General features: G+C 48.1%; 22 protein-coding genes. 14 read left to right on the top strand and 8 right to left on the bottom strand.

What is annotated here, in order from left to right; genetic code table 11:
• Positions 1–4: 4 nt before the first annotated feature.
• From WBJ53_RS14070 to rplS, 3 genes are all read right to left on the bottom strand, one after another.
• On the bottom strand, positions 5–934 hold the full coding sequence (locus WBJ53_RS14070; protein WP_338876777.1) for a bestrophin family protein: 930 nt from the start codon (positions 932–934) through the stop codon (positions 5–7).
• A gap of 49 nt (positions 935–983) precedes the next feature.
• The gene (gene dapF / locus WBJ53_RS14065) at positions 984–1,757 is read right to left on the bottom strand and encodes a diaminopimelate epimerase (RefSeq protein ID WP_338876776.1); all 774 of its coding nucleotides are present in this window, start codon (positions 1,755–1,757) and stop codon (positions 984–986) included.
• A gap of 111 nt (positions 1,758–1,868) precedes the next feature.
• Positions 1,869–2,243: a 50S ribosomal protein L19 gene (gene rplS / locus WBJ53_RS14060; protein WP_338876775.1), complete on the bottom strand. Its 375-nt coding sequence runs from the start codon at positions 2,241–2,243 to the stop codon at positions 1,869–1,871.
• 114 nt (positions 2,244–2,357) lie between these two features.
• On the opposite strand from rplS, the gene WBJ53_RS14055 reads away from it, so the two are divergent.
• Entirely contained in the window at positions 2,358–3,860 is a 1,503-nt protein-coding gene (locus WBJ53_RS14055) for an NAD(P)H-hydrate dehydratase (RefSeq protein WP_338876774.1), read from the top strand.
• A 225-nt stretch (positions 3,861–4,085) separates the two neighbouring features.
• Positions 4,086–4,250, top strand: a complete 165-nt coding sequence (locus WBJ53_RS14050; protein WP_338876773.1) for a hypothetical protein — start codon at positions 4,086–4,088, stop codon at positions 4,248–4,250.
• 66 nt (positions 4,251–4,316) lie between these two features.
• Here the strand turns inward: WBJ53_RS14050 and feoB are convergent, their stop codons facing one another.
• From feoB to WBJ53_RS14035, 3 genes are all read right to left on the bottom strand, one after another.
• The gene (gene feoB / locus WBJ53_RS14045) at positions 4,317–6,431 is read right to left on the bottom strand and encodes a ferrous iron transport protein B (protein WP_338876772.1); all 2,115 of its coding nucleotides are present in this window, start codon (positions 6,429–6,431) and stop codon (positions 4,317–4,319) included.
• A gap of 81 nt (positions 6,432–6,512) precedes the next feature.
• Complete coding sequence (locus WBJ53_RS14040) at positions 6,513–6,737, bottom strand: FeoA family protein (protein ID WP_338876771.1); 225 nt, start codon at positions 6,735–6,737, stop codon at positions 6,513–6,515.
• 109 nt (positions 6,738–6,846) lie between these two features.
• Entirely contained in the window at positions 6,847–7,671 is an 825-nt protein-coding gene (locus WBJ53_RS14035) for a TSUP family transporter (protein ID WP_338876770.1), read from the bottom strand.
• A 41-nt stretch (positions 7,672–7,712) separates the two neighbouring features.
• Here WBJ53_RS14035 and WBJ53_RS14030 point away from each other — a divergent pair, with 41 nt between their 5' ends.
• The 8 genes from WBJ53_RS14030 to WBJ53_RS13995 all read left to right on the top strand — a co-directional run bounded on the left by WBJ53_RS14030 (position 7,713) and on the right by WBJ53_RS13995 (position 14,766).
• Positions 7,713–8,387, top strand: coding sequence for a heme exporter protein CcmB (locus tag WBJ53_RS14030; protein ID WP_338876769.1), 675 nt, complete (start codon positions 7,713–7,715; stop codon positions 8,385–8,387).
• 91 nt (positions 8,388–8,478) lie between these two features.
• On the top strand, positions 8,479–9,138 hold the full coding sequence (gene ccsA, locus WBJ53_RS14025) for a cytochrome c biogenesis protein CcsA (RefSeq protein WP_338876768.1): 660 nt from the start codon (positions 8,479–8,481) through the stop codon (positions 9,136–9,138).
• A gap of 71 nt (positions 9,139–9,209) precedes the next feature.
• Positions 9,210–9,464, top strand: coding sequence for a CcmD family protein (locus tag WBJ53_RS14020; RefSeq protein ID WP_338876767.1), 255 nt, complete (start codon positions 9,210–9,212; stop codon positions 9,462–9,464).
• Between the two features lie 79 nt (positions 9,465–9,543).
• Complete coding sequence (locus WBJ53_RS14015; RefSeq protein ID WP_338876766.1) at positions 9,544–9,999, top strand: cytochrome c maturation protein CcmE; 456 nt, start codon at positions 9,544–9,546, stop codon at positions 9,997–9,999.
• A complete protein-coding gene (locus tag WBJ53_RS14010) occupies positions 9,996–10,193 on the top strand; it encodes a hypothetical protein (protein WP_338876765.1) in 198 nt (65 codons plus the stop codon). The genes WBJ53_RS14015 and WBJ53_RS14010 overlap by 4 nt, the downstream gene beginning before the upstream one ends.
• A 259-nt stretch (positions 10,194–10,452) precedes the next feature.
• A complete protein-coding gene (gene ccsA, locus WBJ53_RS14005; protein WP_338876764.1) occupies positions 10,453–13,116 on the top strand; it encodes a cytochrome c biogenesis protein CcsA in 2,664 nt (887 codons plus the stop codon).
• Positions 13,117–13,133: 17 nt separating this feature from the next.
• Positions 13,134–13,367: a hypothetical protein gene (locus WBJ53_RS14000; protein ID WP_338876763.1), complete on the top strand. Its 234-nt coding sequence runs from the start codon at positions 13,134–13,136 to the stop codon at positions 13,365–13,367.
• A gap of 109 nt (positions 13,368–13,476) precedes the next feature.
• Positions 13,477–14,766: a hemolysin family protein gene (locus WBJ53_RS13995; RefSeq protein WP_338876762.1), complete on the top strand. Its 1,290-nt coding sequence runs from the start codon at positions 13,477–13,479 to the stop codon at positions 14,764–14,766.
• A gap of 9 nt (positions 14,767–14,775) precedes the next feature.
• Here WBJ53_RS13995 and WBJ53_RS13990 read toward each other — a convergent pair whose 3' ends face one another.
• Both WBJ53_RS13990 and WBJ53_RS13985 read right to left on the bottom strand, forming a co-directional pair.
• Positions 14,776–15,342 (bottom strand): DUF1572 domain-containing protein, encoded by a 567-nt coding sequence (locus tag WBJ53_RS13990; RefSeq protein ID WP_338876761.1) that lies wholly within the window; start codon positions 15,340–15,342, stop codon positions 14,776–14,778.
• Positions 15,343–15,431: 89 nt separating this feature from the next.
• The gene (locus WBJ53_RS13985; RefSeq protein ID WP_338876760.1) at positions 15,432–17,339 is read right to left on the bottom strand and encodes a PAS domain-containing protein; all 1,908 of its coding nucleotides are present in this window, start codon (positions 17,337–17,339) and stop codon (positions 15,432–15,434) included.
• 204 nt (positions 17,340–17,543) lie between these two features.
• On the opposite strand from WBJ53_RS13985, the gene pyrE reads away from it, so the two are divergent.
• The 4 genes from pyrE to WBJ53_RS13965 all read left to right on the top strand — a co-directional run bounded on the left by pyrE (position 17,544) and on the right by WBJ53_RS13965 (position 21,842).
• Positions 17,544–18,191, top strand: a complete 648-nt coding sequence (gene pyrE / locus WBJ53_RS13980) for an orotate phosphoribosyltransferase (protein WP_338876759.1) — start codon at positions 17,544–17,546, stop codon at positions 18,189–18,191.
• Between the two features lie 127 nt (positions 18,192–18,318).
• On the top strand, positions 18,319–18,783 hold the full coding sequence (locus WBJ53_RS13975) for an OsmC family protein (protein WP_338876758.1): 465 nt from the start codon (positions 18,319–18,321) through the stop codon (positions 18,781–18,783).
• Complete coding sequence (locus WBJ53_RS13970) at positions 18,780–19,214, top strand: (4Fe-4S)-binding protein (protein ID WP_338876757.1); 435 nt, start codon at positions 18,780–18,782, stop codon at positions 19,212–19,214. The genes WBJ53_RS13975 and WBJ53_RS13970 overlap by 4 nt, the downstream gene beginning before the upstream one ends.
• 429 nt (positions 19,215–19,643) lie before the next feature.
• Positions 19,644–21,842 carry a bifunctional alpha,alpha-trehalose-phosphate synthase (UDP-forming)/trehalose-phosphatase gene (locus WBJ53_RS13965; protein ID WP_338876756.1) on the top strand — a complete coding sequence of 733 codons (2,199 nt, stop codon included), beginning with the start codon at positions 19,644–19,646 and terminating at the stop codon, positions 21,840–21,842.
• Position 21,843: the final 1 nt, after the last annotated feature.

Raw genomic sequence — 21,843 nt, 5'->3', positions numbered from 1 at the left:
ACCATCAGGTCATAATCGTAAAGCCCGGTTTGGCAGCCTGTTTTTCTACGTGTGGCAGACTTATCTGCAAAATTTCGTGGACATTTACCCGAATCATCTGGCTAAGTTGGTTTAGCGGCAGATCGTTTCGTTCGAAGCCAAATGGTTCTTCGATTTCCTCGCCAATCATTTCCAGCCCAACCAGCACATACGATGTGAGCACTACGGCCGGAATGGTCAGATAGCCGTAAGCCGTAATGACCGTAAAGGGCAAAATGGCTACGTAAATCATGATGAAGAGTTTGATAAACAAGTTGTAGGAAAACGGAATCGGGGTGCTTTTAATGCGTTCGCAGATACCGCAAATGTCCATCAGCGACGTTAAGTACTGATTCAGATTAATGTGTTGCGATTCAGAAATACGGCCTTCGCGGTACAAAAGCTCGGTCCGAACCCACAACTGATTCGACACCCTGGCCGGCTTATGGTCGAAGTTATTCAGATCGCTCCGTTCGCCTTCTTCAACCTCATCCAGTTCGTGCATACCATTCATCTCGCGCAGGTGGTTCTTGAGCGCAAAGGGGAAATTGGAGATGGCTTTGGCAAAAAAAATCCGGCTACCTTCATCATGCTGTGGCAGCACAGCATTGAAAAAGATAGCCAGATTACGGCAGTTATTGACTAGTGCTCCCCAAACCCGACGCCCCTCATAGAATCGGTCATAAGCCGTATTCGTTCGAAAGATTAGCAGTAAGCTCAGCAGAATACCGGTTGCCTGCAAAAATGAGCTGGGGGTATCTTTTAAGCGAAAATCGATGTAGTTTAATTCGCCCACAGTTACGATAGTTGCGTAGATCAACACAAAAACCAATCGTCGCAGAAGAGCTAACGCTGTGGGGCCAGTATGAAAATGCCAGATGGCTGGCAGCCAGTCTTTCTTTTTATAAATGATCATTCGCCGTGGTTAGCTTGAATTAACACTACCGGGTTAACTCAAGAATCCGCTAAACGGTTATCGATCCGGCAAAAACACGCTTAGCTGGACCAATCAAGTAAATATCCTCAAACTGACCGTCACCTTTTGGTTGAAAAGACACCCGCAAATTTCCGCCAATTGTCTGAATATGTACCGGATCGGGCATGGCAAGCTGTTGCTGGGCCACCAGCGCAACCGCCGTTACGCCCGTACCGCAGGAGTAGGTCTCGTCTTCAACTCCTCGCTCATAGGTTCTGACAAACAGTGTATGGCTGTCGAGCACCTGCGCAAAGTTGACATTCGTTCCGCCCGGCTGAAAGGTGGTACTATAGCGAATGGCACGACCTTCGGCAACCACATCCAGCGATTCCAGATCATCGACAAATTGCACAACATGCGGAGACCCCGTATTCAGAAAGGTAAGCCCACCGCGCGTTTCGATACCCGACACGTTACTCATTTTGAGCGAAATGTTCTCACCGTCTACTTCGGCCAGGTGTTCGCCATCGACAGCAATAAAACGGGTTTTCTGGTCAAAAATCCCCAGATCGTGCGCAAACCGAACAATACAGCGGCCACCATTCCCACACATACTTCCTTCGGCTCCATCAGAGTTGAAATACACCATTCTGAAATCATAGTCAGGGTCGTTCTGGAGCAGAATCAGACCATCGGCCCCAATGCCAAACCGCCGGTGGCACAATTGTTCAACAAAGGCCTGATCGGCAGCCGGAAACGTTTGGGCCCGATCATCAACCAAGACAAAATCGTTGCCTGTACCCTGATATTTAAAGAATTCCATAATCAGCGATTAACCAGTGGGCTTACAAAACGAGTGTGTAGTAAGGATTAAAACTAAAAAAAGCCACCCTTTCAGGCAGCTTTTAAAAAAATCGTGCTTGGAGGGGTGCAATTATGCAACGGCAGCCGCTTTAGGCTTACGCTCTTTCAGGCGAGCCGCTTTACCCTGACGTCCGCGCAGGAAGAACAACCGGGCGCGACGAACTTTACCCAAACGAACAACTTCGATTTTGTCGATGTTTGGCGACAGGATTGGAAAAATCCGTTCTACCCCAACACCATTCGATACTTTGCGGACAGTAAACGTTTCGCCAGCGCTGCTTGGGTTCCGGCGTTGAATAACCGTTCCCGTAAACACCTGAATACGCTCCTTATTTCCTTCGCGGATTTTAACGTGTACGTTCACCGTATCGCCTGCCCGGAATGTGGGCAAATCGGCGCGACGCTGCGCGTTGTCTGCCTCCACTAATTTGATTAACTCGCTCATGACCGTATATAAATCGCCAGATAAGTATTTGCGAAATGAGCCGCAAAGATAGTAAATTTCTCAGTAGATGAAAATACTTTTGCGAAATTACCCGGAGTAACCGACGCCAAATCGATGAAAATACTGAACGTTGACCAGATTAGAGCGCTTGATCAATACACTATCCAGCATGAACCCATTGCACCAATCAACCTTATGGAGCGTGCCGCTCTTGCTTTTGTTGACTGGTTTGCTGATCATTTTCCGAATACGACAATCACCAAAATCTTCTGTGGCCTGGGCAATAATGGGGGCGATGGATTAGCCATTGCCCGATTATTGCTGGAACGCGAATACCCCATTGAGGTATATGTTGTGCGGTATGCCCCCCGCGAATCCGACGATTTCATGCACAATCATCGGCGGCTAAAGCTCGTTACAGAGAACATTCATTATGTTGAATTATCGCACGATATTCCGGCCATCCGGCATAACGAAGTAGTGATCGACGCCATATTCGGCTCTGGCTTATCTCGCCCCACCGAAGGCATTGTTAAAAGTACGATCGAAACTATCAATAGAGCCCCGGCAACGGTCGTCTCTGTCGATATTGCCAGCGGTTTGTATACCGACCAACCCAACAGTTCTGCTGATACAATCATTGAGCCAGATTATACAATAACATTTCAGTTGCCGAAGCTAGCCTTTGTTTTACCCAAAAACGGCCGTTATGTTGGCGATTGGCATATTGTAGACATACAACTGCACAAACGGTATATCGACCTGGCTCCCACGCCCTATTTCTTTACGCAGCCACGCGATGCTCGCTTATTGCTCCATAAACGGGAACGGTTTTCCAACAAAGGCTCTTTCGGACATGCTTTATTATTGGTGGGCAGTTATGGCAAAATAGGGGCTGCGGTGCTGGCAGCCAGAGCCTGCCTGCGGTCGGGAGTTGGTTTACTTTCCGTACAGGTTCCACAATGCGGGTATGATGTTATCCAAACGGCGGTACCGGAAGCAATGTGTCGTGCCGATGAAGATCCGAAAGTCCTGACGGGTTACAGTATCGTTGAAGGCCCTGAACCGGCTGATTACTCTACGGTTGGCATTGGTCCGGGAATTGGCAAAGCTCCCGATACGCTGAAGATGTTACGCGATTTGCTTCCAACGCTTAAAAAGCCGATTGTTCTGGATGCTGACGCGCTGAATCTCTTATCCGAAAATCGGGCGCTGCTCAATAAAATCCCCCCGCACAGCATTCTGACTCCGCACCCGAAGGAATTTGAACGATTGACGCGCAAATGGGAAAATGATTACGAGAAACTAACGATTCTGCGCGATTTTGCTAAAACGTATAATGTTGTAGTTGTCCTCAAAGGAGCCTATTCGGCTGTGGCTACGCCGGACGGTGATGTGCACTTCAACTCAACAGGTAACCCAGGCTTAAGCACAGGCGGAACAGGCGATGTATTGACAGGTGTGTTAACAGCGCTCCTGGCTCAGGGATACGACCCTGTTGAAGCCGCTGTATTAGGTGTTTTTGCGCATGGATTGGCGGGCGATAAAGCTGCCGAACAACGCGGCCCTATCGGCATGATTGCCTCTGACGTTATTGATGCACTACGCTGGGAGTAGATGTGTAGAAGCCTGGTAACAAGACTGTAGAATCGGTGCCACACTTAGCGTGCAGGTAATATAGTGTTGCAACGAAGCGATACTACCGCTTAATAAACAGAACGTATAAGGGTTTATAGAAAATCAGGTAGTTATACGCAATGACAAAAATCCGGGTTTCCGCTCTGTTGTTCCCGACAGGACGGCCCCAAATTTGCATTGCCAAAATTACTACTGACAAATACTATGAAACCTACAGCCCACCGCGACTGGCGCGTAAGCCGCCCCTCGCGTAAAACCCGGGTCGCTTTCGACCAAACCACTGCCCTGGGCGGACTAACCGTTGCGTTGTTTGCCTACATTGTCTATCATTTTATTTACCCTCTGATTTCCAAAGGCTTACTTTGGTAAAAAAACTCATAAAAAAAGCTCCGTCAGCAGTGCTGACGGAGCTTTTTTTATGGCATAGGCACAGTGCTATTGCAATAACTGATATGTAATAAATGCCGATACGTAGGCAATAGTCATCATGTAAGCCAACTGAATGGCTGGCCATTTCCAGCTTTTGGTTTCGCGTTGTGTAGCGGCCAATGTGCTCATACACATCATAGCAAACACGTAGAAAATCAGCAACGACCAGGCCAGTGCGGGCGTGTACATTGGTCCACCCGTAGCCGGATTTCGCTCCTGATGCAATCGTTCTCTAATGGTAATTCCTTCATCGTCGGCCCCGTCGCCAATACTATAGATAGTCGACATGGTGCCAACGAACACTTCCCGGGCAGCAAACGAACTCAACAGGGCTATGCCAATTTTCCAGTCATAGCCCAGCGGTCGGATAGCCGGTTCAATCAAATGCCCGAACCGACCGGCATACGACGCTTCCAGCCGCTCAGAAGCAATCCGATTTTGTAGCTCTTCGGTCGTTACTTTGTCACTCTGCAAACGAGCTTGCTTTTCAGCCCGATCCATCGAGTCGCCCGGTCCGTAACTAGCCAATACCCACAGAATAATGGAGATGGCCAGAATAACCCGCCCGGCTTCCCAAACAAACGCCCGCACACTTTCCCAGATGGTTAACGCCACATGGTTCCAGCGCGGAAGCTTAAACGTAGGCAGTTCCATTATAAAGAAACTACGTTCTTTTGTACGGAGAAACAATTTCAGGACATAGGCCGCCAGCAAGGCGCTGACTAATCCTAACAGGTAAAGCCCCATCAATGCCAATCCTTGCAAATTGAACACGCCCAATACCCGCTGACTGGGCACGACCAAAGCAATCAGAATGGTATAGATCGGCAATCGGGCCGAGCAGCTCATCAGAGGAGTTACCAGAATTGTAATCAGGCGGTCGCGCCGGGTACCAATGCTACGCGTAGCCATGATGGCGGGAACAGCGCAGGCCACGCCCGAAATCAGCGGCACCACGCTTCGGCCATTCAGCCCGAATTTGCGCATGATGCGATCCATTATGACCATCACCCGCGACATATATCCTGATTCTTCGAGCAGCGAAACCAGCAAAAACAGAAAAGCGATTTGCGGGATAAATACCAGAATTCCTCCAACTCCGGCCAGTATACCATCGGTCAGCAGGTCGGTTAATGGCCCTTTGGGTAAACTTTCCTTCAGTTGCCCATTGAGCCAGGCTACACCCGCATCGATAGCGTCCATAAACGGCTGCGCCCAGGCAAAAATAGCCTGAAAAATGAGTAGCAGAATTAGACCGAAAATGGCATAGCCCCAAACCGGATGCAGAAGAACCCGATCAAGTTTCTGGCTCCAGGTGGGCTGATTAATCGGACGCTGATCCGTAACCACTTCCGAAAGCAGTTGAGCAATTCGTTTGTATCGGGTGATGGTTTCTCCGGCCTGGAACGTGGGCTCACTAAACTGGTGTTTCTCAATAATTGCATCGAGGCCAACCTGCTGCTGGCGGTTCAGAAATGTAAAACCATCGTGCTGAATAATGTATTGCAGCGCCAGGTAATTATTATCGAGATGGTACTGCCGTCTGGTATCGTCGATGAGTTCGGCAGCTTCTTCGCCTGGGTCAAAAAAAAGTTTACCCGGTAGCGTTGGCTCCCTGATCTGCCCCATCACCGCTTTTTTAAGCTGATCGACACCGTCGCCGGTGCGGGCATTGATGCGCACAACCGGTACGCCCAGCCGCATAGCCAGCTTAACGGCATTTATTTCTTTGGATTGCTGACGGGCTACATCGAGCATGTTCAGCGCCAGAATAACCGGCACACCCAGGTCCGCAACCTGGGTAAACAAAAGTAAATTTCGATGGAGATTGGAGGCATCGACCACCACAATAGCCACATCCGGATAATCGGGGTGGTCGGGGTTGGCCAGAATATCGGTAACGATTTGCTCGTCGAGCGACTTAGGATAAATTGAATAAACGCCGGGAAGATCGACTACCGTAGCAACCGTCTGCGAATCGATGGTCCAGCTACCCGATTTTTTATCGACCGTAACGCCTGGAAAATTTCCGGTTTTCTGACGAAGGCCCGTCAGTTGATTAAATAATGACGATTTACCGGCATTCGGATTTCCAACAAGAGCAATTACGGGGGAACTCAACTCAGTACAGTTTGAGACTTATGAATTGCTTACCAGCAACGCATAAGTTTATCAGCGATGTAGTAATGGTATTGAAGCACGTTAGTCAATAAAAATGGTAGCCGCTTCAGATTTCCGCATGGCCAGACAATAGCCCGACACACTCAGGCAGATTGGGTCGCCCAGCGGGGCCTTACCACTTAAACACACTTCTGCGCCAGGTAAACAGCCCATTTCGAGCAGTTTAAGCGACATTAACTGGTTTTCGAACGATTGAATGGTAGCTCGTTCTCCAATTTTTAAATCTGCAACGCTTCGCTTGCTCATGGTGCCGGTGGTAACCAATCTTTATTTAGATTCAGTTTAATTAACGCAAGATTACAACGGAAAGTTTATCGATGCAAATAGAAATGCATCTTTTCCCCAAATCAGCTCTCTATACCATCAAATCCGAGGCAAAGCGCAGAATTGTAGCCACAATAATCAGTAAAAAAAAGACCCGGATAAACTGATTACCTTTCAGAATAGCTAACCGAGCCCCCAGAAATGCGCCGGAAAGATTGGCAATAGCCATCGGGAAGGCAAATGCATAGAGAATTTTCCGTTCACTGATAAAAAAAACGGCACTGGCCAGGTTAGTGGATGCATTGACCAGCTTGGCATAGGCACTGGCTTTCAGAAAATCGAAGCCCACCAGAGCAATAAAACCCAGCACTAGAAAACTCCCTGTTCCGGGACCAAAAAAGCCATCATAGAAACCAATAAGCAACCCCATTGTCCACATCCGAATGCGTTGCTGCCGTGCCGAAATGTGCTGGACAGTAACCTGCCCAAAATCTTTTTTTGTGAGTGTATAGATAAACACAACCACCAGCAATACCAGCGCAAAGGGTTTCATGAAACTGTTTGGCACTCGGGTGAGCGTTAACGAACCAAGCCAGGATGCACCAAATGCAATGGTCATCATCGGGCCAATAGACCGACCAACCACCGCCACCCGACGGCTGTATTGAAAGGCCCCCATCAAACTACCGCACAACGAAGGTAGTTTGGTGGTTCCAATCAGCGTCGGAATCGGATACTGCGGTAAGGTAAATAAAATTGCAGGCGTTTGTATAAGTCCGCCACCGCCAATGATTGCATCGATAAAACCAGCCAGAAATGAAAAGCTACAGAGGGTAAGAATCGTAGAATAATCCATATTATAGCGGTGTTGGCTACCCACCGAATAGACATAAGGTAAAGTATTTCTTTTCTGCATCGTTGTTGCGCCGTAAATTTGCGCAATTATTGAACACCAGTATGACAGAATCAGTACGGCAGATGAGCGCACTAATGCGGAAAGAGTTTCTGCTGGAGTGGCGACAACGGTACGCGCTCAACGGAATGCTGTTGTACATTGTAGGAGCTGTTTTTGTCTGTTATCTGAGTTTTAATGCTCGTCGTGGCCAGCTTACCCCTATCGTCTGGAATACATTGTTCTGGTTAATTCAGCTCTTCTCGGCGATAAATGCCATTGCCAAAAGTTTTATTCAGGAACGATCGGGTCGACAGTTATACTACTATGTGCTGGCCAGCCCCGAACAGATCATCATCTCCAAAATTCTGTATAATACAGCGCTGATGCTGGTGCTTGCCTTTCTGGGGTTCATGGTTTATGCCTTTGTGCTGGGCAATCCGGTCAACGACATGCCCCTATACCTGCTAACACTCCTGCTAGGAGCGGTAGGATTTGCGGCTTCGCTGACTTTAGTAGCTGGTATTGCCAGCAAGGCCGAAAACCCGGCTACACTGATGGCCGTTCTGAGTTTCCCGATCATTCTGCCACTGCTGCTGATGCTGCTGAAGATTTCGAAAAATGCCCTCGACGGCCTCGATCGTGGTTCAAGCTGGGACGAAGTGGGCATTGTGCTGGCCATCGATGCCATTGTGCTGACACTGTCGTGGTTGCTGTTTCCGTTTCTGTGGCGGAGCTAATCAGTTAGTAACCCAGCCGGCCACGCCTGGGTTTTGTACTTAAAATTGCCCGGACGTGGCCATCCGGACTGTTGCTCCGGCAACGAATGCTATGAAAAAAAACTGGTGGAAGGCCCTTGCGGTCCTGATTCTGACCTATGTTGTTTTCCAGGGATTTCTGGGCGTAGTGCCCCGGCAGCCGATTCTAAACGAAAGTATCCGAAATGTATACTTTCATGTTCCACTCTGGTTTGGCATGATCACGCTACTACTCACCTCAGCCGTTTATTCGATTCGGTATCTGCGCAATGGCAAATCCGACGATGATCTGGTAGCAGTCGAGTTTGCCAATACGGCCATTTTATATGGTATTCTGGGGTGCGCTACCGGCTCACTCTGGGCCAATTTCACCTGGGGCGAGCCCTGGCCTAACGACCCGAAACTCAACAGCGTGGCCGTTGGGATGCTGATGTATCTGGCCTATCTGATTCTGCGGGGATCGTTTGACGACGAACAACGACGTGCCCGCATTTCGGCGGTGTATAACATTTTTGCATTTGCCGTTTTTGTTCCACTGATATTTGTGGTACCCCGCCTAACCGATTCGCTTCACCCCGGCAACGGCGGCAATCCGGCGTTTGGCCAGTATGATATGGATAACAACCTGCGCATGGTTTTTTACCCGGCAATTATTGGTTTCATCCTGCTAGGCTTGTGGATTACGGAACTCCGTGTACGGCTCCGGCGATTGAAAGTAGCACTGGAAGAATAATTCTCCCATAAAATCCCGGAATGATTCAGCTTATTTTTGCGTTAATTTCTAGACTTACTTCTTTATTCAAAATGCGACTGTCTTTTTTGACGAAAGCCCCACTGGCAGCTCTTCTTTTACTTAGCCAGAACATCATGGCCCAACAACCCGTATCCAACGGCGTTGAAATGGCCGACAAACTTCGGGCCGATGGCAAAATCTGGGTCGTTGTAGCAGTGGTAGCAGCCGTCTTCACGGGTATTATTATCTACCTTGTCAGCCTCGATCGGCAGATTGGCAAACTGGAGAAGGAAGTAAAAGAAAAAAAGAAAGATTACAGCTTATAGTTCACCCAATCCGGTCTACGTTTTCAGATGCTGAACGATTCGCTGATTCTGACGTATAAACCGTAATTCGTTAACCAACATGAAACTTTCTCACATTTTCGGCATCGTTGTTATCGCCCTCGCTATCGGTATCATTGTAGCCACAGCGGGTGATGCCAGCTCGTACGTTACCTTTAAACAAGCTACAGAATTAGCCAAAGACGGTGACGATAAACTGATTCACGTAGTTGGTAAACTTCAGAAAGATCAACAGGGACGAGTGGCAGACATGCTCTACAATCCGGCTATCGATCCAAACCATTTTGAGTTTACACTGATCGACAACGACAATCATGCGCAGAAGGTGGTTTATAACAGTCCCAAGCCGCAGGATTTTGAACGCTCAGAACAAATCGTGGTCATTGGCTCGATGCAGGGCGATCATTTTCAGTGCAATAAGATTTTGCTGAAGTGTCCGTCGAAATACCAGGAGAACAAGATCGAAACTAAAGAATATGAAGCCGGAAGCAGTCCGACTAAAACGGCAAAGCTATGAGCGTACGGGACATCGAAACAGCGGCTAAAGAGCTACCGGCTAACGAATTAGAAGGCATGCCTGGTCGACTATTTGACTTCTTCCATGAACGTTGGGATAAGCCCATAAAAGCCGATGCCGAATCAGGACGTCGGGATGCGTTAGTACAGGAAGCGCGTGAGGAAATTGGTCAGGGTCGGACACAACCTTTATAATTCATCGAGCTACCGCTAAATTCTGGAAACGATATTATTCATTACCCGAATCGGTTCAGGAACTAGCGGACAAAAACTTTGAGCTTCTTAAGGCCGACTCTTCTCATCCCTCGCTTCATTTTAAGGAAATTAGCGGTAAAGAGAATAGATAGTCAGCTCGCGTTGGAGATCATTTTCGCGCATTAGCGATTAAAGAAAATGACGAACTTTTTTGGTTTTGGATCGGCTCTCATGCCGAATACAACAGGATAATCAGTCAATGATACATACCACAGTCGGTCAGCTTGGCCATTTTTTCGTCATCCTTTCGTTTGTTACAGCACTGGTAGCAACGGTTGCGTATTTTCTGTCGGCGCTGGGTCGTCGGAACGCTTCTCAAACCGTTGAGGTCGAAGAAGCACAGCTTGCCTATGCTGGCGAAGCATCGTTCGGCGGAAAGACCGCGAAACGAAAAGCGCCCGTTCAAACTATATCAAAAACAACCGCTGTCGAAAAAGACGACTGGAAAACTCTGGCCCGCTGGGCTTTTGTTATCCATGCAATTGCTGTGGTAGGTGTAGGAGCTACGCTTTACTATATCATCTACAATCATTATTTTGAATACCATTACGCCTGGAGCCACTCGTCGCTGGCGCTGCCGGTTCAGTACATGATTTCCTGTTTCTGGGAAGGTCAGGAGGGTTCTTTTCTACTCTGGCTATTCTGGGATGCGCTGCTGGGGGTTTTATTGATTCGCTCGGCGGGGAAGCAATGGGAAGCCCCCATGATGACTATTTTTGCGCTCGTTCAGGCATTTCTGGCCTCTATGATTCTGGGTGTCGTTTTTGGCGATACCTTCAAGCTTGGTTCGTCGCCCTTCCTGTTGCTGAGCGAGGCCATGCCCGATGCGCCCATCTTCCAGGCTGACCCCAATTTTGTTCCGAAAGATGGGAATGGCCTGAACCCGCTACTCCAGAACTACTGGATGGTTATTCACCCGCCAACGCTCTTTCTGGGTTTTGCTCTAACCCTGGTGCCGTTTGCCTATTGTATTGCTGGTCTCTGGCGCAATCAGCCGCTCGAATGGATACGCCCGGCTCTGCCCTGGACTTTGTTTGGCGCCATGATTCTCGGCATCGGTATCATGATGGGTGGTTACTGGGCCTATGAAACCCTGAATTTTGGGGGCTACTGGAACTGGGACCCCGTCGAAAACGCCGTTTATGTTCCCTGGCTCGTGATGGTGGCATCGCTGCACACCATGCTGATTGCCAAACGTAGTTCTACGGGTCTGAAAACGTCGATCATTCTGACCATTACAACGTTCCTACTGATTCTGTATTCTACTTTCCTGACGCGGAGTGGCATACTGGGCAATGCGTCTGTACATTCATTTACCGATCTGGGACTATCGGGTCAATTGCTTGTTTATCTGCTGGTGTTTGTTGCGCTGGCCATTGCACTGGCTATCTGGAAATGGAAAACTATTCCGGCCGATGATCAGGAAGCTTCGGTTTATACAAAAGAATTCTGGCTTTTTATCGGTGCTACGGTTTTGTGTCTGGCCGCTTTCCAGGTGATTGCAACCACCTCCATCCCAGTTTATAACAAAATTCTGGAATCGTTCGGTAAAATCTCGAATCTGGCTTTGCCTGCCGACCAAATTGCACATTACAACAAGTTCCAGGTCTGGTTCTTTGTGACCATTGCCATTCTAACGGGTATTGGTCAGTTTGTCTGGTGGCGCAAAGTAGAGAATAAGAAGTGGGATGCGCTGATTACTCCGGCTATTCTTACTTTACTAGCCAGCGCAGCCCTGATTGCGCTCGGATCGGTTAAAAATCCGGTTTATATGGTTCTGCTGGTTGCTTCGCTCTTTGCTCTCTTAAGCAACGGAACCATTCTGCTGGGTATTATTCGGGGAAATTATCGGCTTTCGGGTGGTGCCATTGCCCACATCGGTCTGGCCCTTATGCTCCTGGGTATTCTTTACTCAGCAGGTTTCTCGAAAGTTATTTCGATCAATACCAGTGGCCTGCTCATCTCAAATCAGGAAGAGTTTACGAAGAACGACAACAAGGAAAACAAAGAAAATACCCTGCTCTGGCTGAATCAGCCCGAACGGATGGGGCAATATCAGCTTACGTATCGGGGTCAGCGCATCGAAGCCCGCGATGTACCCGGCTATCTTCCCAGTAAAGATGTTATGGTGATCGAAGGCGACTTCCACGGCATTGCGCAACGGGATATTGAACAGAACGGTAAGGTTTATTATAAAAAAGGCGATACACTGGCGCTATATCCGGAAAACACCTACTACGAAGTAGAATACCGCGAACCAAACGGGAAAGTATTCAGTCTCTATCCACGCGCTCAGGTAAACAAGCGCATGGGCCTACTGGCCTCACCCGATACGCGTCATCAGCTCGATCGGGATATTTATACATACGTTAACTCGGTACCCGATCCGGAAGCCGAAAACAAGTGGGAGAAAACCGAAACCTTTAGCGTAGCCATCAAAGATACGTTCTTCCTGAACGATTATGTGGCTATTCTGGACGATGTGGTCCGAACAAACGAGGTCGATGGTATGGAAGTTGGCCCTAATGATGCCGCCGTTCGGGCTCGGGTACGCGTACTGAGCAAAAACGGCGAACAAATTCTAAGTCCGGCATTCGTGATCAGAAACCGTATGGTTGCCCACCCTGCCGAAACAAGTGATGAATTAGGTATTCGTATTCAACTGAACGAAATTGACCCGCGCACAGGCAAGTTCACGTTTGCTGTTAATCGCACACAACGCGATTATATTGTGATGAAGGCTTTCGAAAAACCATTGATCAATGTGCTCTGGATCGGAACGTTGGTCGTAATGCTCGGCTTCAGCATCTCAACCGTCCGTCGATACCGCGAGTTCAGAAAAATGCGGGACAAACTGGTCTAGTATAGCCTGCTTACCTAATGAAACTAAAACTTTCGGAAATATTGCTTCTTTCGGCTGGTGCCGGATTTCTGATCCTGTGGATTGCCGAATACCAGCGAACAACCTTTGCCGATAGCTACTGGTTGTTAATGCTGTGTTTAGGTTTTCTCCTGGCGTTCCAGTATTTTAAAAACAAACGGCTTGAGCGCGAAAAAACTGTTTCGCCCACAATCAAACAAATGATCGAAGACCGAAAGAAGAAAAAGAAATAGTTATTCGGTTTATGGTTTATAGTTTACGGTTGCTCCGCTAATGCATGTTGACAGGCAGCGCAACCGTAAACCGTAAGCCATACACCCAACCACCATCATCGACTCCCACTTGGAACCCTACGCGTTACTTTTTGGTGCTATTCTGGCTCTTGTTCTGGCAGGTTTCTTCTCGGCTGTCGAAATGGCCTATGTATCGGTTAATCGACTGTATTTTGAGCTTCATAGTAAACAGGGCCCCCTGGGAGAAAAGCTTGTTTCGAGCTTTCTGAAAAACCCTATATTGTTCATTGGCACCACCCTCACCGTCAATACGCTGTTTCTGGTTTTGTATTCCGTTTTGGGCGTACTGGCACTTAATCCACTGCTAATGAGTGCCTTACCCGAAACCTGGCTTAAACAGGAATTCGTTTTTATTGCACTCGAAACGCTAATTCTGACTATTATTTTTCTGCCTCTGGCCGATTATTTACCCAAAAGTCTGGCCCTGATTCATCCCGATCGGTTTCTGGAAGCACTGGCCGTACCGCTCTGGATAATTTATAAGACCATAGCGCCGTTGGTACGCCTGCTGGTTGGCACAGCCCGCTTTTTTATCCAGTACGTTCTGGGCAAGCGTAACCCTGAAATCAAACCTGTTTTCGGGCTAACCGATCTCAATCAGTACCTGCAACAGTTAAATCAAAAAGCCGATCCAGAAGAAGAGCTGGAAATTGATACCCAGATCTTTAATAATGCGATCGAATTTCGGGATGTACGCGTGCGCGACTGCCTTGTTCCCCGCACCGAAATTACGGCTATTGAAGTAGAAGACTCGGTCGAAGACCTTCGGCGGGCTTTTCAGGAAAGTGGTCATTCTAAAATTATCATCTATCGCGATACCATTGATGACATTATCGGCTACAGCCATGCACTCGCCCTGTTCAAAAAACCGCAGACCGTAGCCGAGATTGTTACGCCCATCATCACAATACCCGAAACAATGCCCGCTCAGGATCTGCTGCTCCGGTTTCTGTCTGAACGAAAGAGCCTGGCCCTTGTGGTCGATGAGTTTGGCGGAACGGCAGGAATCGTTAGTCTTGAAGATATGGTGGAACAGATATTTGGCGAAATTCAGGACGAGTATGACACCAACGAAGACTGGACCAACCAGCAACTTGACGATCATACCTGGCTGCTGAGTGCCCGGCATGAAATCGACGACCTGAACTCCACCTATGGCTGGACAATACCAGAAGGCAGCTATGATACACTGGGAGGGCTGATTCTGGCAAAAAATGAAGACATACCAAAGGTGGGTGATGTAATCGAATTCCGGCCGTTTACGTTCACGATCGTTTCAATGAACGGCAACCGAATCGATACAGTAAAGGTACGTTTAAACAGGAAATTTCCTGAGTGACACTAACTATCAGTCGGTTTTCAGGAATTCATCGGTAAAATGTTCTCTTCGTCGGGGTTGTGTAAATTTCCGGTTGTTATACTCCTGCGATTTTCCCCGTGGAATCGACAGCGAGTTCCAGTCCTGATTTTTCACCATCTTACCAATAAACACAATCTGCCCAACATGGTAGGGATAATGGGCCAGCTGCCGGTTAATGGCTTCCATGACTGTATGCCCCATATTGCGAATATAAACGACGTTATCCAGATCGGCGGGCGTTAGCATTTTCAGGGCATTCAGCAAACAGGTCCAACCTTCCTCCCAGCGGGCCAGCACTTCTTCTTTGTTCGTGCTATCGTTTTCAAATTCGGCCTCACGGTTTCGCCATTCTTTTTCGCCATCCGATGTTAGAAAGTCAGTCCAACGGGATAACATATTGCCCCAAAGATGCTTGATGATGGTTGCTATACTGTTGCTTTCTTCATTGTATTGCCAGAAAAGCTCTTCGTCGGAAAGTTGCTCAATTGTTTTATCGCCCAGCAGTTTGTAGTATTCAAACTGCCTGACAACGCTATTCAGATAGTCAGTATCCATAGGTTTAGGTTGATTTATGCTATTCGATTCATGGCTTATGGCTGCAACTTACCCGCGACAGCGCATAAACCGATTCCCGAATCTCAACTTCATACGGGCAAATAAACGGTAAAGATGGCTCCTTGTCCCAAACGGCCGGTTGCGGTGATGGCGCCATGATGATTTTCGGCTACCCGCCGACAAATAGCCAGCCCAACGCCCGTTCCTTCATACTGTTGGCGGTTATGAAGTCGCTGAAACACCTGAAAAATCTGTTCTGAATACTTTTCTTCAAATCCGATTCCGTTGTCAATTACAGCAATCTTGTGGTAGAACCTGGCTGGCTTTAATTCGTCGGGGCCTTCTGCACCAGCAACCGTTTGGCTTTTTATCTGAATTCGGACCGGCCGATCGGTTGGTCTGAATTTTAGGGAGTTGATCAGTAAATTGCTAAATAGTTGGCGCAATTGCACAAAATCTCCCAGAACGATCGGTAAAGATTCAATCAGCAATTTGGCACCGGCCTTCTCCATTTCGGGTACTAATTCGGCTTGAATATCGCTCAGCACCTCTTCCAGCAGCACGGGCTGAAAGGGAACCCGATGGGTACTGATTTTAGAATAGGCCGACACATCTTTAATAAGCGCCGACATGCGTACGGCGGCCGACTGCATTCGGGTAATGATATCTTTTCCGTAATCATTGAGTTGGGCAGTAAACTGATCGCGCAGTATATCGCCAAATGCCATAATTTTCCGTAACGGTTCCTGCAAATCGTGGCTGGCCACATAGGCAAACTGACGCAGGTTATCATTGGCCTGTTGAAGTTCCCGGTTTGCCAGTTCCAGTTGCTGCTGATGTTTCTTTTTCTCGGTAATATTGACCAGAGTAAGCACAATACCATCATCCCATTTAACAACTGAAATCTCATACCAGCCCGTCATCAGATCGTGATTATACTCCTGCTCGAAGCGCGCAGGCACTCCCGTTTCCAAAACCTGAATATAACGATCGAATAAGCCGGTTTGAATTACGTGCGGAAAATGTTCAAGCATCGTATGCCCAATCACTTGCTCATCTGTTCGGCCCGGATTTTGCCGGTTGGCCTCATTCTGGGCTACATACCGAAAATCAATAACCTTACCCGATTTCTCTTCCCGAATCGCACTAAAAGCAATAATTGCGCTCGACGAACAGTCCAGTACCGAACGAAGTAGCTCGGCCTGTTGCTGATTGGCCAATTCGGCACGTTTCAGAGCCGTTATGTCAACAAACGTAGCAATGACTCCATCGCCCAATGGTCGTATCCAAATAGTGTACCAGCCATTATAGCCATCGACGGGTAAATTGACGCTATTGATTCGGGCAGGCTCATTTGTTTCGGCAACCTGAATATGCCAGTCGAGCACGCCATTGGTTTGGGCCCCAGGCCAGGTCTCGGAATAAAGCAACCCAATCACATCAGCTTTAGGCCGTTTAGTAATCCGTTCGGCGTTTGTATTGATGTGCGTAAACCGGAAATCGACAACTTTCCCATAGTCATCCCGCACCGATTGCATTACGGCGATTCCGGTCTGCGTATTATCCAGAATAGCCTGTAGCAGCTCGGTTTCCTGCTGCCGTTCCAGTTCGATTCGTTTTTGATCAGTTATGTCGGTCCAGGATGCCAGCACACTGTCGTCGTAGCAGGCCAATGACTGCGTCATCCATCGATCGGCCGGTTTCAGATAATGCTCAACATGGGCTGGCAGTCCGGTTTCAACAACTTCTTTATACTGGTAGAAAATACCGCTGCAACTGCCATGCAAATCGAGTTCGAGCATGGTGCGGGACAGCATCTGCTCCTGGCTTAGTCCACTCATGGCAGCAGCGCGTTCGTTACAGCGAACGATTCGAAAATCGACTATTTCGTTCTGTGTATTCCGAATAGCCTGACATAATACTATTCCATTGAGAGAGTTTTGAAAAACACTCTCCAGCAACGGATTAGGGAGCTGGTTGGATAAATCAACTTTCATTTTAGGAAGGTAAAGCGTAGTAGATGAAGCGTAGTGACCCGAACTTATACTTAGATCTATAGCAAACTAACAATTTATTTATTGACCGACAAGTCTATGGCGTCAGTGTTAGTATTTGGCAAGATTAAAAACAGATTAAAAAAACAAATAAAGAAGGTTTGCGTCCATTTTCCTACTTTTGGGTCGTTACTTTTTCTCTTATTCGTGAACTCACTATCGACTCAACAAGCCGTTGCCCGGCACCTTCTGACCGTTCAGGCCGTTCGTTTGCAACCCAATGCCCCCTTCACCTGGAGTTCGGGCTGGAAATCACCTATTTATTGCGACAATCGGGTTACCTTAGCTTATCCTGAAGTACGCTCATTTATTAAAAATGCGCTGGCCGACCGGATTCGGCAGGCTTTTCCGCTGGCCGACGTGATTGCGGGTGTTGCCACCGCCGGTATTCCTCAGGGCGTACTCGTTGCGGATGTGCTAAACCTACCCTATTGCTATGTTCGGCCCGAACCAAAGGCCCATGGCATGGGCAAACAGATTGAAGGACGACTGGAAGCGGGTCAGCGGGTAGTTGTCATTGAAGACTTAATTTCAACGGGCGGTAGCTCGCTGAAAGTAGTGGATGCGCTTCGGGGAGCAGGGGCCATTGTGCTGGGTATGGCAGCTATTTTTACGTATGGTTTCCCGGTTGCGACTCAAAATTTCGCCAACAAAAATGTTTCGCTGGAATGCCTGAGCAACTACGACGTGTTGCTGGCCGAAGCGCAGCAACTCAATTATATTTCGGCCGAAGCGATGGGTTCGCTGGCGGCCTGGCGCGAAAAGCCAGCCGAATGGGGTCACGAGCCCAACTGAGGTCATTGAAATAAATGAACCCAGTGCTTCGTCAACTTACCCCTAAACGGGTTTGGCAACCGTTTAGGGTTGTTTTTCAGCAGAACGGGTCTATGATCCATAGGCCTTTTCTAAAACAAATTTCAATATGGCTTCTGTAACGGCACGCATTGAACGAACTCCCTATGAAACTCACCTTTCAACAGCCTCGCAGGTTATTGTTGTCGATGAACCGCTCGACATGGGTGGGCAAGATCGGGGAATGCGTCCAGGAGAGTTACTGGCAAGTTCATTAGCTTCCTGCACAGTCATTACGCTACGGATGTATGCCGACCGAAAAGGCTGGCCTCTCGACTCAGCCGTGGCCCATGTAGAATACACCCACGACACGCAGCAAAAAAGGTCGCAGTTTACGATGAAGCTTATCCTCAATGGCGACTTAACCGCCGAACAGCGGTTGCGGCTTCTCGAAATTGCAGACCGCTGCCCGGTGCATCGTGTTCTGGAAAATCCTGTCGATTTTGATACAACTCTGGTTGATGCCCCACATTACCACGAATCATCGTCTACGGATAGCAAGCATCTGAACGAAAACCCGTCTCTATTACCATGAGCGAAACGCCTGACATTACAAAAACCTATTCGAATGGTGAAATCACGGTTGTCTGGAAACCCAGTGTCTGTATCCATTCTAAACTTTGCTGGACTCAGCTTAGCGACGTATTCGATCCTCGCAAGAAGCCCTGGGTCAACATCAACGGTGCTGGCTCAGAGCGAATTATGGAACAGGTAGACCGTTGCCCGTCTAAAGCCCTAAGTTATTTTAGAAACGAAGACGCCGTGCAGCCCGACGATATACAAGCCGAGAGTCTGGTTGAGCCGCTGCCCAACGGCCCCTTATTGGTTTATGGCAACTTACGGATAAAAGACGCCGAAGGCCACGAAACTCAAAAAAATAAAGTAACCGCTTTTTGTCGGTGTGGTGGTAGCCACAACAAACCTTATTGCGACGGCACCCACTTAAAAATAGGGTTTGTGGGCTAACAGGACCACATTCCATTGCATTTTCAGAAAATTATCCCCAACAAAACGCTTTCCGTTCAGTTATATCCTCATCAGGGTTACTCTAATCCGGTTGCTTTGGTAGACCTGTGGGCAGCGTATGTTCAAGATCCCCCCCCTGAAACGGTAATTGGAGTTTCGGGGAAGCATGTCGACGATCGCAGGAACGTACAATGCAAAACATTGGCAACGGGGGATTTGTTGACTGGACTCAGCAATTACTCCAGAACAAGAAAGAACGCCTGTTTACCGCTGGAATCAGAATTGAGCTACTTCATAGGCTCCGCCAGCAACCATAACCGATAGCCCCGATACTTCTAAGGAGTTTCTAAGATTTGCTTAAGGGCATTTTAAGTGAATCAATCGTCTTTTGTGCCAGTAACAGGCTCTTCCCAGGAGCACAAAAACTACATGAACAACCTCAATGGAACATTTACACGATTAATTATAGTAGCCTATCGCCTACCTTTCAGCATAAAAAAAACCAAAGATGAAGTCAGCCTTTTTCAAAATTCGGGCGGACTGGTTTCGGCAGTTCTGTCGCTCGCTGAGCGAATGGGGCAAACCGGAGACGAGCATGCGCCTAAAATTCACTGGATCGGGCACTGCGACAATAGCCTGAAAACAATTGAGCAATCGGCTTTTGAGAACGAACACTTTGTTGCCCATCCGGTATTTGTCGACGACGATATACATCAGGCATTTTACGAAGGGTTCTGTAATGAAATAATCTGGCCGCTTTTTCATTATTTCCCTTCCTTTGCTTCGTTTCAGGAAAGTTATTTCGATGCTTATCAACAAGTAAACACCCGTTTTCTGGAGGAATTAACATCAATTATCGAACCGGGCGATCTGGTCTGGATTCATGATTTTCAATTGATGTTATTGCCCGAAATGTTGCGCAAAGCCGTACCCGACGCCACTATCGGCTATTTCTTTCACATTCCGTTTCCAACCTATGAAATCATTAAGCTTCTGCCCCGAACCTGGCGACAGGCACTTGTTGGGGGCATTTTAGGCTCCGATGTCATTGGTTTTCATACGGCCGACTATACCCAGCATTTTTTTCAGAATGTAGCCGAAGTGCTGGCATTGCCCATAATCGAACAGCGTATAGTGCTTGCCGACCGATCGGTCTACGTTGGCGATTTTCCTATCAGTATCGATTTTACAAAATTTGATGAGGGAAGCCAGGCCGAAGCTGTCCTAAAAACCCGCAGGCAACACAAACAACTGCTGCGTCAGAATAAAATCATCTTTTCGGTCGATCGTCTCGATTACTCTAAAGGCATCACCTATCGTTTACAGGGCTATGAGCGGTTTCTGACCCAGAATCCCGACTGGCACGACCGCGTAACGTTTGTTATGACGGTGGTCCCCTCGCGGGATCGAATCAGCCATTATCAGGAAATCAAGCGGGAAATTGAAGAAACGGTTGGTCGTATCAATGGCCTATTCGGTACAATTGGGTGGCGTCCGGTCGTTTATTCTTACCTCTCGCTGACATTTACGGAGTTGTTGTCTCTCTATACCGGCTGCGATATAGCCCTCATTACCCCCATCCGCGACGGCATGAATCTGGTGTGCAAAGAGTTTGTTGCCAGTCGGCGCGATAATCAGGGCGTGCTCATTCTGAGCGAACTGGCCGGGGCTGCTCAGGAACTCCCCGATGCGCTGATTATTAACCCAACCGACACGCAGGAGGTAGCAACGGCGATTAAGGATGCGCTCGACATGCCGGTTCAGGAACAAAAGCGACGAATGAAAAAAATGCGTCAACATATTCAAAACCACAATGTTTTTCGATGGAGCCACAATTTTCTGGGGGCTTTTTCACAAACACAAACCACCGAAATGGCTACAAACTTACCGGTTCCCGAATTCAGTGAAGCCTACCAGAAAGCCCAACACCGGCTGCTCCTTTTTGATTTTGATGGAACCCTGGCTCCCATTGTCAATGATCCGGCCAAAGCACAGCTTTCCAACAACATCCGGCCCATGCTAGACCGGTTAGCTCAAAAAAACGATCTGGTAATTATCAGCGGACGAAACCGGGCTTTTCTGGAAAAAGCAATGGAAGCACTTCCTGTTACGCTGGTTGCCGAGCATGGGGCGTTTATCAAAAAACCAGAGCAGGACTGGCAACAACTCGACCTGACAGACTCCGACTGGGTTGAGCCGATACGAGCCACAATGAGCGACTATACAGCTCTATTTCCGGAATCGTTTATTGAACAAAAAGAAACGGCCATTGCCTGGCACTTTCGAATGGTGCAGGCCGACGACGTGGAAGGAAAAGCCATAGAACTGGCTACTATGCTCCGAAATATTCCGACAGCAACCAAGCTGACAGTTATTCAGGGCAACAAAGTAATTGAAGTTAAACCAGAGTTACACAGCAAAGGAACAATAGCGCAAAAGCTTTTTGAACAGGATAACTACGATTTCATTGTCAGTATCGGCGACGATACAACCGACGAAGATATGTTTCGACAGTTACCAAATTGGGCCTACACGCTGAAAGTTGGTCCCGGAATTTCCTTCGCACGGTATCAACTGGCACGACAGCGCGACGTAGAGATGCTGCTGGAGCTGATCGACCAGAGCTAAT

This window comes from Spirosoma sp. SC4-14 (assembly GCF_037201965.1).
In the GTDB taxonomy this organism is placed as follows: domain Bacteria; phylum Bacteroidota; class Bacteroidia; order Cytophagales; family Spirosomataceae; genus Spirosoma.
The sequence above is the reverse complement of the archived record's forward strand: the minus strand, read 5'-3'. Positions and strand labels throughout refer to the sequence as shown.

Excerpts from the sequence above, each read along its gene's own strand:
- WBJ53_RS14015 (WP_338876766.1), top strand. The coding sequence starts at position 9,544 with ATGAAACTTTCTCACATTTTCGGCATCGTTGTTATCGCCCTCGCTATC.
- WBJ53_RS14035 (WP_338876770.1), bottom strand. The coding sequence starts at position 7,671 with ATGCAGAAAAGAAATACTTTACCTTATGTCTATTCGGTGGGTAGCCAA.
- WBJ53_RS14030 (WP_338876769.1), top strand. The coding sequence starts at position 7,713 with ATGACAGAATCAGTACGGCAGATGAGCGCACTAATGCGGAAAGAGTTT.
- WBJ53_RS13990 (WP_338876761.1), bottom strand. The coding sequence starts at position 15,342 with ATGGATACTGACTATCTGAATAGCGTTGTCAGGCAGTTTGAATACTAC.
- ccsA (WP_338876764.1), top strand. The coding sequence starts at position 10,453 with ATGATACATACCACAGTCGGTCAGCTTGGCCATTTTTTCGTCATCCTT.
- dapF (WP_338876776.1), bottom strand. The coding sequence starts at position 1,757 with ATGGAATTCTTTAAATATCAGGGTACAGGCAACGATTTTGTCTTGGTT.
- WBJ53_RS13965 (WP_338876756.1), top strand. The coding sequence starts at position 19,644 with ATGAACAACCTCAATGGAACATTTACACGATTAATTATAGTAGCCTAT.
- WBJ53_RS13985 (WP_338876760.1), bottom strand. The coding sequence starts at position 17,339 with ATGAAAGTTGATTTATCCAACCAGCTCCCTAATCCGTTGCTGGAGAGT.
- WBJ53_RS13970 (WP_338876757.1), top strand. The coding sequence starts at position 18,780 with ATGAGCGAAACGCCTGACATTACAAAAACCTATTCGAATGGTGAAATC.
- ccsA (WP_338876768.1), top strand. The coding sequence starts at position 8,479 with ATGAAAAAAAACTGGTGGAAGGCCCTTGCGGTCCTGATTCTGACCTAT.
- WBJ53_RS14000 (WP_338876763.1), top strand. The coding sequence starts at position 13,134 with ATGAAACTAAAACTTTCGGAAATATTGCTTCTTTCGGCTGGTGCCGGA.
- WBJ53_RS14020 (WP_338876767.1), top strand. The coding sequence starts at position 9,210 with ATGCGACTGTCTTTTTTGACGAAAGCCCCACTGGCAGCTCTTCTTTTA.
- rplS (WP_338876775.1), bottom strand. The coding sequence starts at position 2,243 with ATGAGCGAGTTAATCAAATTAGTGGAGGCAGACAACGCGCAGCGTCGC.
- WBJ53_RS14040 (WP_338876771.1), bottom strand. The coding sequence starts at position 6,737 with ATGAGCAAGCGAAGCGTTGCAGATTTAAAAATTGGAGAACGAGCTACC.
- WBJ53_RS13975 (WP_338876758.1), top strand. The coding sequence starts at position 18,319 with ATGGCTTCTGTAACGGCACGCATTGAACGAACTCCCTATGAAACTCAC.
- WBJ53_RS14010 (WP_338876765.1), top strand. The coding sequence starts at position 9,996 with ATGAGCGTACGGGACATCGAAACAGCGGCTAAAGAGCTACCGGCTAAC.
- WBJ53_RS14055 (WP_338876774.1), top strand. The coding sequence starts at position 2,358 with ATGAAAATACTGAACGTTGACCAGATTAGAGCGCTTGATCAATACACT.
- WBJ53_RS14070 (WP_338876777.1), bottom strand. The coding sequence starts at position 934 with ATGATCATTTATAAAAAGAAAGACTGGCTGCCAGCCATCTGGCATTTT.
- WBJ53_RS14050 (WP_338876773.1), top strand. The coding sequence starts at position 4,086 with ATGAAACCTACAGCCCACCGCGACTGGCGCGTAAGCCGCCCCTCGCGT.